This is a genomic window from Paenibacillus sp. GCM10012306, assembly GCF_042649265.1.
In the GTDB taxonomy this organism is placed as follows: Bacteria; Bacillota; Bacilli; order Paenibacillales; family Paenibacillaceae; genus Paenibacillus_AQ.
In genome coordinates, this window is sequence record NZ_JBHRYW010000007.1 from 139,403 (window position 1) to 157,698 (window position 18,296).

The 18,296-nt window shown below is 44.0% G+C and carries 7 protein-coding genes; 2 read left to right on the forward strand and 5 right to left on the reverse strand.

Going from position 1 to position 18,296, the window contains the following annotated elements; translation table 11 throughout:
• Positions 1-212 precede the first annotated feature (212 nt).
• Together ACFORK_RS16555 and ACFORK_RS16560 are read left to right on the forward strand one after the other, a co-directional pair.
• A complete protein-coding gene (locus tag ACFORK_RS16555; protein WP_379200827.1) occupies positions 213-1,148 on the forward strand; it encodes an ABC transporter ATP-binding protein in 936 nt (311 codons plus the stop codon).
• Entirely contained in the window at positions 1,145-2,752 is a 1,608-nt protein-coding gene (locus ACFORK_RS16560; protein WP_379200829.1) for a hypothetical protein, read from the forward strand. Before ACFORK_RS16555 ends, ACFORK_RS16560 begins: the two co-directional genes overlap by 4 nt.
• Positions 2,753-3,099: 347 nt before the next feature.
• On the opposite strand, the gene sigK is transcribed toward ACFORK_RS16560, so the two are convergent.
• The 5 genes from sigK to ACFORK_RS16590 all read right to left on the reverse strand — a co-directional run bounded on the left by sigK (position 3,100) and on the right by ACFORK_RS16590 (position 17,659).
• Positions 3,100-3,801: an RNA polymerase sporulation sigma factor SigK gene (gene sigK, locus ACFORK_RS16565; RefSeq protein WP_066373374.1), complete on the reverse strand. Its 702-nt coding sequence runs from the start codon at positions 3,799-3,801 to the stop codon at positions 3,100-3,102.
• 123 nt (positions 3,802-3,924) lie between these two features.
• Positions 3,925-5,886, reverse strand: coding sequence for a stalk domain-containing protein (locus ACFORK_RS16570; RefSeq protein ID WP_379200832.1), 1,962 nt, complete (start codon positions 5,884-5,886; stop codon positions 3,925-3,927).
• A 402-nt stretch (positions 5,887-6,288) separates the two neighbouring features.
• The gene (locus tag ACFORK_RS16575) at positions 6,289-14,604 is read right to left on the reverse strand and encodes an NHL domain-containing protein (protein WP_483874850.1); all 8,316 of its coding nucleotides are present in this window, start codon (positions 14,602-14,604) and stop codon (positions 6,289-6,291) included.
• 231 nt (positions 14,605-14,835) lie between these two features.
• Positions 14,836-15,540: a response regulator transcription factor gene (locus tag ACFORK_RS16585; protein WP_379200835.1), complete on the reverse strand. Its 705-nt coding sequence runs from the start codon at positions 15,538-15,540 to the stop codon at positions 14,836-14,838.
• Positions 15,541-15,547: 7 nt separating this feature from the next.
• Positions 15,548-17,659 (reverse strand): sensor histidine kinase, encoded by a 2,112-nt coding sequence (locus tag ACFORK_RS16590; RefSeq protein WP_379200837.1) that lies wholly within the window; start codon positions 17,657-17,659, stop codon positions 15,548-15,550.
• Between the last annotated feature and the right edge of the window lie 637 nt (positions 17,660-18,296).

The following is an 18,296-nucleotide window of genomic DNA, read 5'->3' on the forward strand; positions in this document are numbered from 1 at the left end:
CGGTGCCCTTTTCTATTCGTGATACTGATGATGCCGACCAGCATTATGAACACACATCTATACTTAAATCACTGCTAAAGATTAATTTGACAGTTTCATGTTCAAAAATTCACAATATTATTTTTTGTTTGTTGTGTTTTCATATCACTCATGATTTTTCATGGTATAATTCTCCTTGTTTATTTGTTAAATATTATCAAAGGTGGGGTTTAATGACCGTTATAATTGAGCAATTAGAGAAGCGTTACGGAAAGGATACACAAGCTCTATATCCCCTTAACATTACATTAGAAAAAGGAATTTATGGTCTGCTTGGAGCCAACGGCGCAGGGAAATCCACCTTGATGAACATGCTCGCCATGATCGAGCAACCGTCAGGTGGCCGTATCCTCTATGAGGGCAATGATATTCACAAAACAGCCCAAAAATATAAAAGCAGGCTCGGATACCTCCCCCAGAGTATCGGTCTGATCCCTGTCCTGACAGGACGAGAGTTTCTGATGTATATTGCCGCCATGAAGGGCTTACCTGGGAGGGAAGCTGCCGTTGTGGTGCAGGAGTTGCTGGACTCACTCAATCTCTCGGAAATTTGCGACCAGCCGATACAGTCCTACTCCGGAGGCATGAAGCAGAGGATCGGCATTGCCCAAGCTTTGCTAAATCAACCCTCTTTCCTGCTTCTGGATGAACCTACAGTAGGGCTCGACCCCGATGAACGGGTATTCTTTAAACAGCTCATTGCCAGACACGCCGAACGTTCCACAGTAGTATTATTCACACATATCGTCTCCGATGTCGAGGCACTTGCAACACATATCATTATTATGAAAAAAGGTCGGATTCTTGCCTCAGGCGACCCGGGTACCTTGAAGCAGTCTATTAACAATATAGTCTGGAGAATTCCGGAGATGAGCCCCGACGCAGACTTAAAAGTACCTTACATCTACGGAGGTAGCCAGATGAACCGCAACGGCCTGGAGACACGAGTGTTGTCTTACACACGCCCTGCCCCGCACGCGGAAGAGATTGGGCCTACCCTTGAAGATGTCTACTTATATTATATGCATCAAGATCAACTGAATCAGGACACCCCGGACATGAAGGACAGATTTGGCGGTCATGACAGATTGGCGGGAGAGCTAAAATGATTAAGCCCCTGATTCTCAACCAGTTGCAGCTTGTCACTCCTCAAGTAAAAGAGAAGATTCGTAAACGTTCCTTTTTATGGACTCTGCTTCTCTTTGCCATACTCACTTTTTTTTATTTTCCTTCCAGCAATCAGACGTATACGACACTAACAACAGTCATCCATAGTAATTCACTTGAAGGCGGTTTTCGCGGAGTTTACAATTCAGCCTGGATGGGACTTCTGGTAGTGCTGTTCCTTCATACCGTCCTTATTTTTAGTGGAATATATTTTATTCGCAGTTCAATTAGACTGGACATAGATTCAAAGCTGGATTTGTATATTAAAAGCTCTTCATTATCTCTTCATAGATATTTTGAGTCCAAAAGGTTAACTAATTTTATGTATCTATGTTTTATTGCCGCAGCAGTGGAAGTAATGGCTATCATTATGCAATTTAGTCGTGGTGAAAGCGCAGAGTTTGTTTTTCTGTCATATGCTCTGCCTTTCCTTCTGCTCGTCATCCCCTTTTTGTATGTTCTGGCCAGTCTGGCTGTGTGTCTGGATATGTTCAATATGTTACGCAATACTGTCGGCAACATCCTTATTTTTGTCTTCTCCATCGGATATTTGTCTTATGTATTGGTCCAAGTTGACCGTGATACAATTAATCCCTATTATGATTTCTCAGGACTTCTGTTTATTGTCCACAATATTATCGATCAATTTGTTCCTGCTATGGCTCTTAGCCAATGGGATGGAGGACTTGGTTTCCTTCAGAATATTGACCATTACGACAATACATTCTTAATGCACAAAGTGAACTGGGAACCTGATTTTATTGCAAGTAGGCTGGTAATCATCGGACTTGCATTTCTGCTTGTGCATGTGGTTGGGGCAACCCGAAGCTATGACAGTATTTTTTATAGGAAAGGTGCTACCTCCAAAATCAAAATCAGTTCACCTAAACCTGTCCGGCAGAAAATTAAAATGTCTGATAGATCGGCGGCAGCCCTGGTGCATAACCAATCGAAATCGTCGGCCTGGCCCCAGACCTCGACTTATTTCCATGTACATTTGGGTGCACTAATCCGTCTTGAGGCGTTAATTTACAGACGCAGCCTTGAAAAGACGCATTTGCTGCTAATTCCTCTATTTCTGATTCAATTTTCGCCTTCATCCAAAGGGCTAGACGGAGTACTTTTTATTTTCACCTCGATCTCGCCTTTATTTTTGTTTGCTAATATTACATTCAAGGTGAAGGACTTGTTCATCCATACCACCCTCGCTTATAAACAGAAATATTTCATTTCTAAAATAGTGTTTTTTACCGGCTGTATCACTCTTTTTTTTAGCGGCACCATTCTGAATCTGCTGCTGGCACAGGAATACGTAAAATTGATCATGCTTCTGACAGGTCTGTTATTTACGGTTACGCTCGCCATAGGCTGCTCGTTTCTTTCGATGCATTTATTTAGCTTCTGCTATCTTTTCCTCTGGTATCTCGGTGTAATGCAAAAGTTACCGGTTACTGATTTTTTCGGCATTAATGGATATCCCTTTGTTTCACTGAGCTATGCTGCTGTTTCCGTGATTATTCTGCTATTTGCCTATAAAAGGCTTTGACGGTTCGGGAGGCTGCGCAGAGCACCCCTTTCTGCGAGCAGTTAATATGTATCCTAAATAGTAATATCTATTTAGGAGGTTATAGCGTTCTGATTGCGAATAGAAACTATTCCTTCAACTTAGATCCCTTTTATAGATTCCGATTCCTGTCCTTATCCCTTTTCAAAATTCTTTCTTGTGCAGAGTGAGCTCCGAGACTTTGCCGCCCATGGGTTCTTATAACAAAAGATCGACCCAGACATTGGGTCGATCTTTTGTGCAATGGAGTCAAGAAATATTGAACCTCTGACTTAACGTTACCAGCGATGGAACTGGCATCCGAAAAGTGAGGTGTGTTTCGTTAAATTTCACCGCTTCGCCTTATAAAACTCATGATACAGCTTCATCAGCGCCCGCTTCTCTATCCGCGACACATAACTCCGCGAGATGCCAAGCTCCTTGGCAATCTCCCGCTGCGTCCGCTCTTCCCCGCCCGTGTCCAGGCCAAAACGGCCGACAACGACCTCTTTTTCCCGGTCATCCAGGATGTCGAGGTTGCGGTATATTTTGCTCTTTTCAATCTTCAGATCGACTTCCTTGATTACATCATCGGCTTCCGAACCGAGGATATCTATAAGTGTAATTTCATTTCCTTCCTTGTCAGTACCGATGGGATCATGCAGGGAGACGTCTTTACGGGTCTTTTTCAGCGATCTCAAGTGCATGAGAATTTCATTCTCGATACAACGGGCTGCGAAGGTAGCCAGCTTAGTACCTTTATTCGGACGATAGCTCTCGATCGCCTTGATCAGGCCGATGGTCCCGATGGAGATCAGGTCCTCCATGTCTTCGCCGGTATTATCGAATTTTTTCACAATATGGGCAACCAGTCTCAAGTTATGCTCAATCAACAAGTTACGGGCCTTGGCATCCCCCTCCGCCATCCGCCCCAGGTACCGGCTTTCCTCTTCTTCGGTAAGGGGCTGTGGAAACGCGTTGTTCCTTACATACGACACCAACAGCGTCAATTCTTTGATCAACAGGGCAATTGTACTTATGATTCCGGGCAATTTGCGACACCTCCCGCACGTGTACAATGAAACCGATCAGCAATGAGAACTACGGGTTCATGGTCCTTTTATTCTATGTGGGCAGAGGCCTAGAAGTGCATGTACGGGATAAATAGGTACAAGTTATTCGAAATCAATAGCAATTCCCTCCAACATTTTCTTTCTCTCAAAAAATCCCTTGATTCCTTCTGTATCAAATTCATGATCCAGAGCCATCTGATCATCCGAAATTAGAAAATAATCATATTTGACTTGACCCGGAATATCCGGTGCAGAGTCATCCCAGGTGGCATCCAAATGATAATAGACACCATTTAGAACAACGATGTTCCAGGCGTGACCTTGTCCATTGGCCAATCCTGAGATAAGATAACTTTCCATACCCGCGAGTTTTAATAGCACATTCATCGTTAGTGCATATCCTTCGCAGACCGCCTTATGCTCTATTAACGTACCGTATACCGTGTACGAATTTTCGGGTATAGTGTCCTTTATATAATTTTCATAGTCATAGGCCGTATTCTTTACAACATAATCATGCAATGCTTTTATTTTTTCACGGGGAGTCATGTCAGGGCTAACTGTTTGCTGTACTACTTTTTTAGCGTATTGTTCAACCTCATTAATTTTCTCTTTATCGTTATGTGGGTAAAGATGACTGTTATCTTTCCGCTCGGCAGGGAGTGATTTTCCAAACAAGCTCCAGCCCTTCTTGGCGGCTAAATTAACTCCATATACCGCTGAAGCGTGTTGGCCATTGTCACCAAAGATTGATTTTTCATAAAACAGAAAGTCATTAAATATTACAAACTTGAGCGGCATAGGCCAGGACTCCAGATTAGCAACGGGTTTAGCGTTAGTACCATCCAATTCACTTCGATATATCACTGTCCCTTTTCCATAAAACAATAAATTATTTGAAATATTATAACCCTCAGCATCAACTAAATAATGTAACTCACCGCCTACAGCAGGCATTCTTCCAATCTTATTCGTATCCGTATTCTCATCAAAATAATTAAAATAAAGATATCCCCCATGTACTGTAAGATCATTACACTCGAATCTGCCGTAGACGATATTGTCCCTTCCGTTAATCCGAATTCTTCCTAATTCCCCGGTCTGTCCATCATTATCTCTAAACCCCTTGTAATAGACCCAGCCCTGCGAGACTGTAAATTGATCAACATTCGGATTTTCAAGAACACGAATAGGTATTGCTCCCAACCGGTCTGTCTGTAATCGATATATTCCATCCTCCGTATCATAGAATAACCAATTGTTCAGAAGATACAGGTGTCTTGAGGAAGAGGAGTCGATAAGGCGTGTTCCTTCCTTGCCATCTGTGAGTATTTTGTAAATTCCATCCGGACCGATATAAAAAATCCTATCGTCCTGCACATTCAGCATTCGCGCTTGGGCAGGGACCAATTTGGTGCTTTTTCCGTCATCCTCGTTCACTTTATACAGATAACCGCCATTTCCATGAGTTGGATAACCTGACTGTTCATTTTCGAGTCCATATATCCACTTTCCCTGCTTAACGGCAAAACCGTTGTTCATCAGATTGGAAGCAGTATTTCCCGTAGGCTCAGGAGAAATGGAAGCAAGCAGCATATCGTCAGAAATGATGGTGATTGATCTTGCCGCTGCGTTCCAAGTGACCTTTGCTCCAAATGCTTCTCCGACAAATCTAAGCGGAACCATTACCGAACCATCAATGATTTTACCAGGTGAAGACATAACCGTTTCCATAGTATTTATACGTGCATAAGAGTTGCCCAGCGTATATTCCACGATCTGTGCACCTTTTCTTGCTATTATCGTTCCTGAGCTCTGATTCCATTGGATATTAACACCCATTTGCTCTAGCACACCACGCAGTGGCACATAATTCACATCATTTATGGTCACTGTTTTTTTGGACAACTCCAATACCTTTCCATCCAGAATAACAGATATCTCCTTACTCCCCGCGTTTACTACGTTATGATCGTTCACAGTCAGGCCCATAATAAAAATAAAAATAAAAATATACAATATCTTCCTTAATACTCGCTGGGTCTGCAAATTTAAATCCTCCATTGTAAAAAGTTACCTTCCTATTATAACAATATAAAGGAAACCTAGATTCATAGATACATAAATCATCACAACATTGAGAAATAAACCTCTGCACTTGATGGGGAGCATGTCAAAATCGGTAGCCTGTTCCGTAATTATAATAGCAAGTTACCGAGCTTCACCTCCGGAAAGCGGCTATTCGGTCCTTTCATTAAGATTCCGCCTTGACTTTTCAGATACTTATCGTAGAGGAATTGTCCCCTGAGTCGAGCGATTCGCGCATCCGCTCAAGCTCTACCTTTTTTGTCTTTCGTGGACTTGATCCATCCACTCTTAGCAATTCCCCTGCTCTGGCATTGCACCAAAACCTAAAAAATCACATTCTGAGCATAACCTGCTACAGAATGTGATTTTTTATTTTGACTATTCCGGTTTAATAACGTTGATCAACATAACAACCATTTCTGCTCTCGTTGCATTGGCACTAGGTTTAAAGGTTCCATCCGGATAACCGCTAACCGCCTTGTTTGATGACAATGCGGCTATACTTTCAGAGGCCCATGACGGGATATCGTCAGAGAATGTTTTGACATTATTCATGTCAGATTTAAGCTTAAACGCGTTTTGTATAAGCACCGCAAGCTCTGCTCTTGTTATATTGGAATTTGAGTTCACATAAAACTTCCCATTAACTTTTGAGCCGCTTATTAGCCCATTTACATATGCTGCCGCGATACTAGGCTTGCTCCATTCTGGCACACTGTCCCAGTCTGCAAAATGCAATGCAGCTTTATTGAGATCTGCTGGAAGGCCTAAAGTTAGCTTCTTGGCTCTAGCTAATATTGTAATGGCTTCCCTTCTTTTGGTGTTGCTGTTCGGATCAAAGATATCGACTGATCTGCCGTTTACAAGGCCCAGTGCATAAGCTTTTTCAATAGCTTGTTCAGCCCAAGGCGCTTCTAAATGCACATCTTTAAATATTGATTTTACAACACCACTGCTCGGAGTCTTATCATCAGTTTTTGTGTCATCTTTTGGCGAAGCAGGTTTAGTTGCGCCACTATCTTGCGAAGCAGGATTAGATGTGCTGTTGTTTGAACCTGCAGGCGGAGAACTGCTACCTCCGGAATCTTTTGTAGCTCCAGAAATAATTACATCATCTTGTGCAGAATTACCGAACGAATCCGTTACTGTTATGGTGCTGTAAGCCTGCAATCCAGTGTTCAACGTTCCTTTGATTGTAAAATTGCCGCGTTCGTCGGCTTTTACCTGATTCCCAAAATTATCTCTCACGGTTATAAATGGCTGTGTGCTGCCTTGAATTTGATAATTGCCGTTTTGGTCCGTGACTATAGTGCCTTTCGAATCAGCATTTACAAATAACGCAGGAGCATCGTTGTTGTAATGAACAACCAGACTGTAGCTCGACTTATCGCCATCTTGGTTTTCAGCCACAATTTTAATGATGCTTGAACGGTTTGTATCACTGACCGCAACGGGAACGGAAATCGTACTCTCATAATCAGCACTGCTGTAAATCTTATTAAAGTTAGGTTTGCTGGTCTCCGAGTTAATCGTTCCGTCGCTTTGCAATACGGTAATTTTACTGTCTAGATTCACATTTGTCCCATCCTTTTGATTAAGGAAAGTGGATAAAATATCCAGATTGAAGTTTCCATTCACGTAAAGTAAATTGCCCGCTTCTTCGTCTATTGCCACATTTCCATTACTGGACGTAACGTTTAACACCGGATTTCGCGGAACAGGTACAAAGGCAACATTTGAAACGGTCGGGTTGCCGTAAAATTGAACTGAGCTTGTATCTGTTTTATCGGCATATGAAAAAGGAGATACCATGATTTTATAACTGCTGCCTGGAGTCATTCCTGAAAAATCAACTGAAAATGCTCCATCGACAGCATAGTCTGGTGAGATACTGTAACTGATCGGTACGCCGGCGTGAGGAATTTGATTGTCCGTAGCCTTTCCATCACTCCCAATTTCATCTGTATAAGATAAAGGTGACATCACAGCTCTACCTTGATCATCAAACAAGTTGACCAGATAACCATCCGCACCGGGAACCTCATTCCACTTAGCCTTTAATGTTCCCCCACCGCCTGCTGATACGGAAACAGAGCTTACATCACCAGGTGCAAGCGGATTGGTTGTGACCAAAGCTTGCTTAGCATTCATGCTGGAATAAGGTATATTTTTATCTTTATTGTCCTTAGGTATGCCAATAAGCGCAATTCTAGGATAATAACTGCCGCTTTGCAAATGACTCAAATCAGATTGCGAGAATACATAACTGCCACTTATTCCACCGTTCACAACCTGTGCCGGGTCAACGTTAATCGTATGAATTAGAACGCCAGGGCTTAGGTTTGCTTTGTCATCGCCATTGTCGGTGGACAAATGTACTTGCACTTGGTAGGTCTCATTGACTGTATCCAAACCTTTAAGTGTCCAATTAACGGTTTTTGTTTTGGAATCAAGCACTGCACTGTCGGTTTGCGGAATCGGAATGATGTTAAGAACAGCACTTGCAAAAGGCTGGCCTGACGCGGACGAAATCGTCCAGTCTCCTGCTTGATGGCCTAGCTTAAACATAATCGTATCGTCAGACAAAAATGCTGCGTTAGCATTTGGATCATCATAATAGATGCTTCCGTCACTCAACGTTTTGGGAAACGTTATGGCATACGGATGACCTTCAGGATCTGTGATGCTGAAATCGTAAGTGCTGCCAGTTACCGTAACCGCGTAATCCTGCGTCAAGCCTGTAGGGAATGTTATCGTATGAATCGTAGATGCGTCATTCGTCTTGATCGTCGGCTGATCGGACACACCCGAAGAAGCGGCCATTAACATTCGCCCTGCTGCCTGGGAAGGGCTGGTAGCTACTACTTTAATATTGGAGAAGCTTTGCATCTCGCCCGCGAAATTGCCGTCTTCATCATAGTATGTCTGCTTATTGTCCATTTGACTGGAAGCCAACAAGGATCTTGATACAGATACTGATCTACTTCCAAAACTATAATCCGCTTTAAGACCAAAACCCAAAATAGAGAACGTAGCAAAAGCGTTGCTGTTGCTCAAGCCAACTCCCATTTGACGCAAAGTTAGCGGTCCAGCGGTAATATTACCAAACCATGTGCGAGCCAAGGTTATTTTAGGAATTTGTACAGTTCCCTGAAGCAGGCCATAAAAATCCGTCTTTCGCTTCGGATCACTATAGGAAGTAACATTGGCTTTCCCCTGTGCCAGTATGACTTCAAAATTTTTCAGTATATTGGCATCAAGATCCACTTGGAAACTAACTTTATCCATATCCCTATATAAACCCGCTCTAAATGACTTGAACAAATCGATTCCCAAGAGATTAGGCATACCCGTCAGTTGAACCATTGAAGGTCCTAACACCAGTTCTAGATTATTAAAGTGCAATGGTTTTTTATCAGCGGGTACACCAGGAGGACCTACATCCAACTGACCGTTCAACATAAACACGATTGGTGGTATACCTTTATAATTTTTGGTTATATAATCAGCAAGACCGTCAACACCGCCACCAACTTTACTTAAAATAACAGTAGGCAAGATCGGAAGCCCCGCCTCTGAACCGACGATTAACTTCACTTTATTAGGTAAAAATGTGCCGTCAATTCGTTTTAAAACCCCGCTGGCAGCTATTTTCGCTAGCTTGGTGTCTAAGTCAAACCCCAGTCCGTATACTTTTTCAAAAGTATCAATTGATCCTTCGATAGACACTCTGTTATTAAGTTTAAAACCGGGAAGCAGCTTTTCATAAAAATCACTTGGAGGCGTTATAGCCCCCCCGGCTTGAAGGCCTTTATAAACCAGTCGTCCTTGTTCATTCAGACCATATTGAAGTCTGTCTATATTCAGCGAAAGCCCAAATTCTTGTCCGCCCGGTGCCATGATTCCCACAAAAACCTTACCTTCAAACATGAAGTTCTTACCAATCAACAAAGCGCCAGTAATCTTTGCTGTAGACCCGCTGTCAATGACAGCTAATCCCCCGAGATTGACATCCACATTATCAATTTTAATATTTTGATTATTTGGGAACTTCCAATCGCCGGTATCCCCTTTTTGGTACTCCTCGATATCGTACTCGATTCCTTTTTTCAGTTCGATTTTCGAATTCCCCCTCATAAAGGTCATACCGCCTGCGGCCATGCTGACATTCTTGGCATCAACCGTTACATTCCCGTTTCCGGAATCCGTAACCTTCAGCTTACCCTCCCTTTCCATATAACTACTGACTACAGAATTAATCATCGTTGTGTCGCTGAATTGATATTCTCTTCCAGTGACAACGAATTTCCCTTTCATTGTAAGTATGGACTTTCTGCTACCCAACTGTTGGTTAATGTCTGTATCGTCCGCCCCAATAATGACAGAATGACTCTGATTCGATGACACAACAGCTAATACACCAAAGGTCTTATGACTCAATTCCTGTTCAGTTTGGATGGTCAATGATTTCTGAACGCCGTTTGCAGAAATATAATAGGTTACATTTTTGTCCTTTGGCAGCATATTACTAGGCACCTTTATTTCAAAAGAGGTTGAGGTTTTATTGGATAAAGTGGCCTGTTGCGTTGGATTCGATGATGTACCGATGTACACCGCCTGATCTCCGTTTGTACTATTCATGTTCGTTCCGTTTACCACGATGGTCGTAAATAAACCAGGCAATTTTGAATTTGCGCTTAACGCTTGAATAAGTCTTCCCTTATTAGCAGATTTGATTTTATCCACTAAAGTAATACTTTGCGGATTTGTTTTCAAACTGCTAAGGTCAGCTTTATAGGTGCTTATATTCTGATTTTGAGAATCTGTACTTTCATAGATAGAATCGATATAAGAGGCTGTACCATCGCTATTTGTAACTTTTATTTGAGGAGTATGCGTATTATTGGAATCATCCGGTACAGTAAATTTAAAAGTAAATGGCTGGTTTTTCAGCACATTTGCCGGATAAGCCGAAAATTGCGCCTCAGTTTTGGTATTTTGCGTACCCTTGTATACAGGAATTCCTGCATAATCATTAAACTCGGCAACAATGGTTACTCCTTCATTGGAAGATACTTGACGACCGCTAGGATAAATGACATAACTATCGCTTATGCTTGAATCGAATGCATGGCTACTCTTGTCTAAGGTAGAGATTACAGTATTGTCCGATGTTCTTATAAAACGGACAGCTGACAACGTTTTGTGCGGATCGGTATTCGTAATTTGAAAACTTACTCGATCTCCCGGATAATAATTTTTGGTGTCAGATGTAATTTGAGCGCTGCTATTATTTTTAGCTGTGGTCGTTATCGAGATGAACGGATTGGCTACGATATTCACTGTTACGTTTGCATCGGTGTAAGGCATAACAAAAGAGTAGGAACCATTGTCATTCTTAGTAACCGGCACCACTTCATTAAAGAGCGCCGATCTTACATCAACACCGGTAATTGAATAAAATTTGGTACTATAACTGCCAGGAAAAATCGTAACCTTCTCTCCCGCCTTTGCACTCGCTGGCGTGCTTGCTGTTGCCTGAACAAAAGTCGAGCCGCCCGAAAGCGTTGGATGGATCACGTTATCTATTGTTTGCCTTACATTTATGTTGTGTGGAGCATTTGCATTAGTACTTGATTTTACAACAACAGATACAGGCTCATTCGGCATTGTAAATGTATATTGGTATTTATAATTATTCGTGTCAAAAAGTGTGTTCGTCAGCTCAACCACTTTGGAGGTTTTTGTACCGATTAATTGGACGCCATTAGGAATAACTGCGTTTGAGGAAAGACTCAAGGTCAATTTATCTCCGGCAGTAAAATACTGTGTGGCGTTGTACTGATTCGGATAGACATTTCTTGAGCTGTCCGTATAAGCAGCTATGCCTGTAAAACTAGTCAAAAAGCTTTTATCAATCGAATAAGCCGCTTCCGTTTTTACAGTTATAGTTACTGTTCTGTTCGTTTGTGCGGAATTTCCTTTAATGTTCAAATTCAAACCCCAAGCACTATGCGTGGTATCTGGTGTTAAATTGACCAGTACATTGTTTCCCTTATCATCAACAGCCGTAACGCTTTTAACCACTACAGGCTTTAATTGAGACGGGGAAACCGAATTATTCGCCAATTCTATGCCGAAATCACTTCCGCCTGCAATATTCACTCCCTGTCCAGGAATGATGGCGCCATTATAATAGGCTTGAAAGTAAGTCGTGTTATCCAGGTTCACTTTGACCAAATTCTGAAAAGTTGCCGGCCAGCTTGCGATAATGGTAAGCGTATCGTTGGTCGTAGACGTACTTGATACAGTAGCTGTAAATGTGCCTGCACCTAGATTGGTAATTCGGCCGGATAAATCTTGCGCTCCGTTTTTCCCGTATGCATTAGCAGCTGCGTCAAACGTATATCCTTCAGCCGCTGTAAGTACATACTTCGTTTTATAAGCTATACCGGCCAAGTAGGTTCCGCTTGCTGGCGCATAAGCCCCTCCGCTCGACCATGTTACAGCCGCTGTTGCATGCTTAAATGTATTCGTTCCGTCTGCTTGGGTCGCGCCTGTCACAGGTGCATCTGTTCCGATGGTCAGATCGGTTGCCGCCACCGTTCTTAGCGCTGTTCCCGGCCAGGTTACGATTATAGTAAGCGTATCGTTTGTTTTAACCGTACTTGATACGGTAGCTGTAAATGTGCCTGCACCTAAATGGGTAATTCGCCCGGATAAATCTTGCGCTCCGTTTTTCCCGTATGCATTAGCCGTTGCGTCAAACACATAGCCTGTATCGGCTGTGAGTACATATTTGGTTTTATAAGCGATGCCCGACAAGTAGGTTCCGCTTGCTGGCGCATAAGCCCCTCCGCTCGACCATGTTACAACAGCTGTTGCATGTTTAAATGTATTCGTTCCGTCTGCTTGGGTCGCGCCTGTCGCAGGTGCATCTGTTCCGATGGTCAGATCGGTTGCCGCCACCGTTGTATTTCCTTTTTGTGGTATTGCACTTACTTCTTTAGAGTAACCGATGGAGCCTGTAGCGTTGCTTGCTTGTACTGCAAAATAGTAAGTTGTTCCGTTCGTCAGCTCCAATGCCGTGTAGCTGTTGGTTGCTCCGCCGACGGTCGCAATCGGAGTGGGTCCGTAGAGCCCCGTTGCCGTTCCCTGGTAAATATGATATTCAACTGCTTCCGATACACTGCCCCAGTTCAACGTCACCTGTCCGTTGCCAGCTATCGCTGTCAGTTCAATCGTTGCAGCAGGCTTTCTCTCAACCGTCACGGTATACGTTTGTGCCGACGTACCATCCTGCGTCCTCACATTGACCGTAATCGTGTTATTGCTCCCCACGTTCAGGTCGATCGCTCCCGATGCTGAACCACTCGTCACAGGCGTACCATTTACGGTTACCGCCGAGCTGCTGTCGCTCACCGTTGGTGTTACCGTAATACTGCTCACGCTGTTTGGCACGCTCGCCGTGTAGCTTTTCTCGCCCGGCACAAATGCCGGACTCAGCGTTCCGCTCGACAACGTCAAGTTACTCAAGCTAGCATCCCTTGATAGGCCTACCTTTCGAATCCGGTTATTACTCGAATCCGCGATATATACATTGTCATTCCTGTCCACAGCTACCCCATTCGGGTAGAACAATTGGGCCGACGTCGCGGCTCCTCCGTCTCCCGAATAGCCAGCCTCCCCCGTACCCGCCACCGTGCCCATGATACCGGTCAACCTATCTACTTTCCGAGTCCGGTGGTTAGTAGTATCGGCTATGTATACATTACCGCTGCTGTCCACAGCTACGTCAGTCACGTTGCTCATGGTGGTTAGTATCGCTGGTTGTCCATCTTCCGTAAAGCCAGTACCCCCTGTGCCCGCCACCGTACTGATGATGCCCGTTGAATTATCTACTTTTCGAATCGTGTTGCTTCCATTCTCTGCTATATATAGATTATCGTCGCTGTCAAAAGCTACTCCAGACGGGAAGCTCAAGTGGGCCGAGGTCGCTGCTCCTCCGTCTCCTGAGTAGTCAGCAGTCCCTGTGCCCGCCACCGTACTGATGATACCCGTCAACTTATCTACTTTCCGAATCCGCTGGTTATAATGATCCGCTATATACATATTTTCGTTGCTGTCAAAAGCTACTTTTTCCGGGAAGTTCAACTGGGCTAATGTCGCCGCTCCTCCGTCTCCCGAATAGTCAGCAGTTCCCGTGCCCACCACCGTGCTGATGATTCCCGTCGATTTTTCTACTTTTCGAATCGTGTTGTTTCCACTATCTGCTATATACAGATCTCCACTGCTATCAATAGCTACTCCCAACGGTTCTTGCAACTGTGCCGAGGTCGCCATCCCTCCGTCTCCCGAGTAGCCAATAGTCCCCGTACCCGCGACCGTACTGATGTACCCCGTCGACTTGTCCACTTTCCGAACTACTGCGTTATTTCTATCCGCTATATACACATCCCCGTTGCTGTCTACAGTCAATCTACGTGGATCGTTCAATTGAGCTGACGTCGCCGCCTCTCCATCTCCCGAATAGCCGGCAGTCCCTGTTCCAGCTAATGTGCTGATCTTTGTCCCCTCGCTTGCCGTGTAGGCAACAGGGGGCACAGCTAGTACCAAGGCTAACGACAAACTTATCATACGCCTTATCATGCGCCTTTTCATGGGTGTTCTTCCTCCTAAAGTATGATTAATCATAGCGATTTTCCTGATTGTATTTTATCATGATAGTTTAGCCCATTAATGAAACTCAAAGAAAACTTTAAGTTCGCGCTAGACCTGTTCTTAACACTATAAGAATTAAGGAATGTCCTATCGTAATAGTGCATAAAAAAAGCGGTGTAAGGAAGATATCCCTACGCCGCTTTTTATTAATGAATTCGATCTCTAAGTTTAGCGTCAGCCATGGTCACACTACTACACTTAACGCTATGTTCGCGTTTGCGACTCATTTGTGGCAACTAGCATATATCCGGCCCCTCGAACCGTAATGATTATCTCAGGATGGACAGGATCAGCCTCAATTTTTTTACGTAAATTACTGATGTGTACAGCAACCGTTCTCGTATCCTCGAGACTCTCCATTCCCCAGATAATCTGAAACAACGTATCGACACTAATGACACGATTAACGTTTTGTGCCATATAAGATAGTAGACTGAATTCTTTTTTCGATAAAAAAATGGTTTTACTCCCCATGTTGACGGACTGTGCGTAGAAATCCAGCGTCAAGCCCGGTAACTCCAGCAGTTGTTCCCTTCTGCCCATCGATACTCTGCGAAGGTGAGCCTTAATCTTGGCCATGAGTACTCCCGGGCTGAACGGCTTGGTCACATAATCATCGCCGCCATAGGATAATGCGTCGATTTTCACCTCATCTTCCTCACGACTGCTTAGAAACACGATCGGTGCATTCGTGTAGTTACGTGCGTTCCTGCACCAATCAATGCCGTTTTCATTAGCCAGCAATACATCCAGTACAATCAAATCAGGCTCGAACGACGCAAGCAGCTCCATGGCTTCTGTCCCGTTATGACTGTAGGAAGTTATGTAACCCTCCCTCTCGCAATACAGCTGAACAATCTCGCATATATGGGGATCATCATCGACGATCATAATTTTGGTAGTGTCCACCACACCATCACCTTCTTTCGTTTACAATACAAGGAAGGGATACGTAGAATACCGACCCCGTCTTGCCGTCACTCTCCGCTCGAACCGTCCCTCCATGTGCTTGTACGATTTCCCGGCAAATCGCCAGCCCGAGCCCGCTCCCCTCTACATCCTGCTCCATGCCCGGTCGATCATATTTGTAATTGCGATCGAAGATTTGCTCGAGCTGATCTGGAGGAATACCCGTGCCAGAGTCTTGCACGCTAATTATCGCATAGCGGGTATCTTTCACCTTGTCCACGGCTAGCGTAATACGCACCATCCCACCTCTAGAAGTGAACTTCATTGCGTTCGACACCAGATTGAATAACGCCTGATCTAGTCTTTGCGCATCCATCTCTACAACCGGCAAGCTTTGTCCTTGATCTTCCACATCTCCGATATCCAACATGAAATCCAACCCTGCGTCACGCACAACCAGCTCATACTGTTCATAGAATTGGTGCAAGAAGTGAATCATATGAACTGGCTTCATTTGGTACGAGACTTGTCCTGTCTCCAAATGTGACAAGAAGGACAACTCCTCGATCATACGGTTAACCCTTATCGTGTTATCCCGGATATACTTCAGGTACTGTTCATTTCGTTCCGGCTTGATCTTGTCCTGCACAGCTTCTACATAACCAAGCATGCTGGACAGCGGCATACGCAGATCGTGCGTAATATAGGCAAGAAGCTTTTTTCTCCCTTGTTCGGAGCGAAGCAACCGTTCATACGAAGTACGGAGACCATCATGAGCTTCGGATAGGGCAGTTGTCCGTTCCTGCACGGTCCGTTCCAAATTCATATTCATTTCGGTCAGCTTGTTGTTAGCGTCCTGCAGCTCACGTGCAATCCTCTCCTCGTTTGATATCGCCCTCGTAAATCTTGATGATAGCAGCATCATCTGTGCAATCGTAAATACCAATAGACCAAGCGGAGATGTATTTCCGATTAGTGACCATCCGTTGTAATATAAAAAATCATTGATGACCGTAACCAAAGCAACCACCGACACCAAGAGGAAGATCCGCGCTCCCTCCATACTCCGCACAGCCGCTTGGACCAAGCCAACCATCAGATAAACCATATGTAGAACAATCATCACACCGATCAGCACTAACAATTTTGTATATACAATTGCAGGGGTCACCACAACAATTATACAGATTACGCTGGTTGCGATCCGCGTGCCAAGACGGAACCAACGCGACACATAGTTCGGAAAAATACAATCAGAGTACATCGTGATGATATAAGTACTGCTGCAAAGAATCAGGTACTCGATCTTGAACTGCAATTCCCAGGGAATACCTGGCCACAATTGTGTGATCAAGAACTCGCCGACCATCAGGGATCGGATACCGAGCAACATGGTGAACAAGCCAAAATACAATGTAGCCCTGTCATTGAGTCGCAGGAGGAACAACAGCAGGTGATACACACCAATCACTAGCAGGCTTGCCGTTACGAACATCTCGGCAGCGATTCTCAGATTGGTTTTGACCGTTAACACATCACTGCCGCCAAGTTCTATGTACTTGGTAATGCCGCCTCGCGCATGGTGAAAGTTGGAGACTTGCATAACAAGCTCTATCCTATCGTTCTCTGGCTGAAAGAACACCAGCTTCGTTGCCAGATGCGGTGTCACGCTGCTCTTGTCCTGTCCAACCACACCAACTTCCGCCAGCATCTCGCCATTAACCCATAATTTATATGCATGAAAGATGGTAGGTAACCGCAGAGCAAGCCGCGCATTCCTATCCTGGTCGCTAAGCTTTATGACCAACCGAAAGGTTGCAAAGCCTGTACCGTTCAGCTGCTGGCCATCTAACCGATAGCCTAGCCAGGAGCCCGGGATGTTGATCCAGCGGTTATGATTTCCGTCCATTGCCGAACGAATTTGTATTTCCTTAGGTAACAGCAGCTCTTGCCAGTAAAACTCCCATTCCCCTGCTAACTTTAACGGATTCTCACTGACATGAACCTGCGTTAGATCCAGAATGCCTTTTTTACTTTGGAGCTTAGGGGAATCCGAAGCAGAGATGACGGCATAGCTAGCAACCAAACCAACAACAACGGCAGCAGCTATATAGAGCAAGATAGTACGAGAACCGAATCGGAGAATCCCCCTCATTATGAAACCGACCCCAATCTACAAGATGCGCGATACGTTAGTTAATTATCTAAACAATAACATCATTAAAGGAAAATGTGCCCTACAAATATCTACCAGGCGTTGGACACAAACAGCACGCCGAAGACCTTTCTTATAAACGTAAGAAAAACCGTCCACCCCCGGACAGATTCATTAACGAGCAAATCCAAGTTTCAAGGAACGGGGAACGAAGCAAACTCACCGATGCAGATCACAGCGGCAAATTCAGACGCCGTTATCTTCCCCACAATGTGTCCTTGCTTCGAATAACATATAGTTTAATTTCTACGAAATTCGACAAATATCCTTCATTGTAGTCAATAATGCAATGATTTTTTTGTATTTTTAGTGTAATTAACCAATAGTCACTAAGAAGATGTCGATTCTCGCTTCTATCGTATAGCATAGAAGTGCCTTCTGTATTAAAAAACACGTTCTTGTCTCTAAATACAAGACTAGAACGTGCACATATTCAAGCGAACGACTTAACATTGTCCCCGATCAGTTCCTTTTTCATAAGACTACATGTCGGGATAACATAGTCTTCATATGTGAAATAGGAAATATCTATTTCATATAA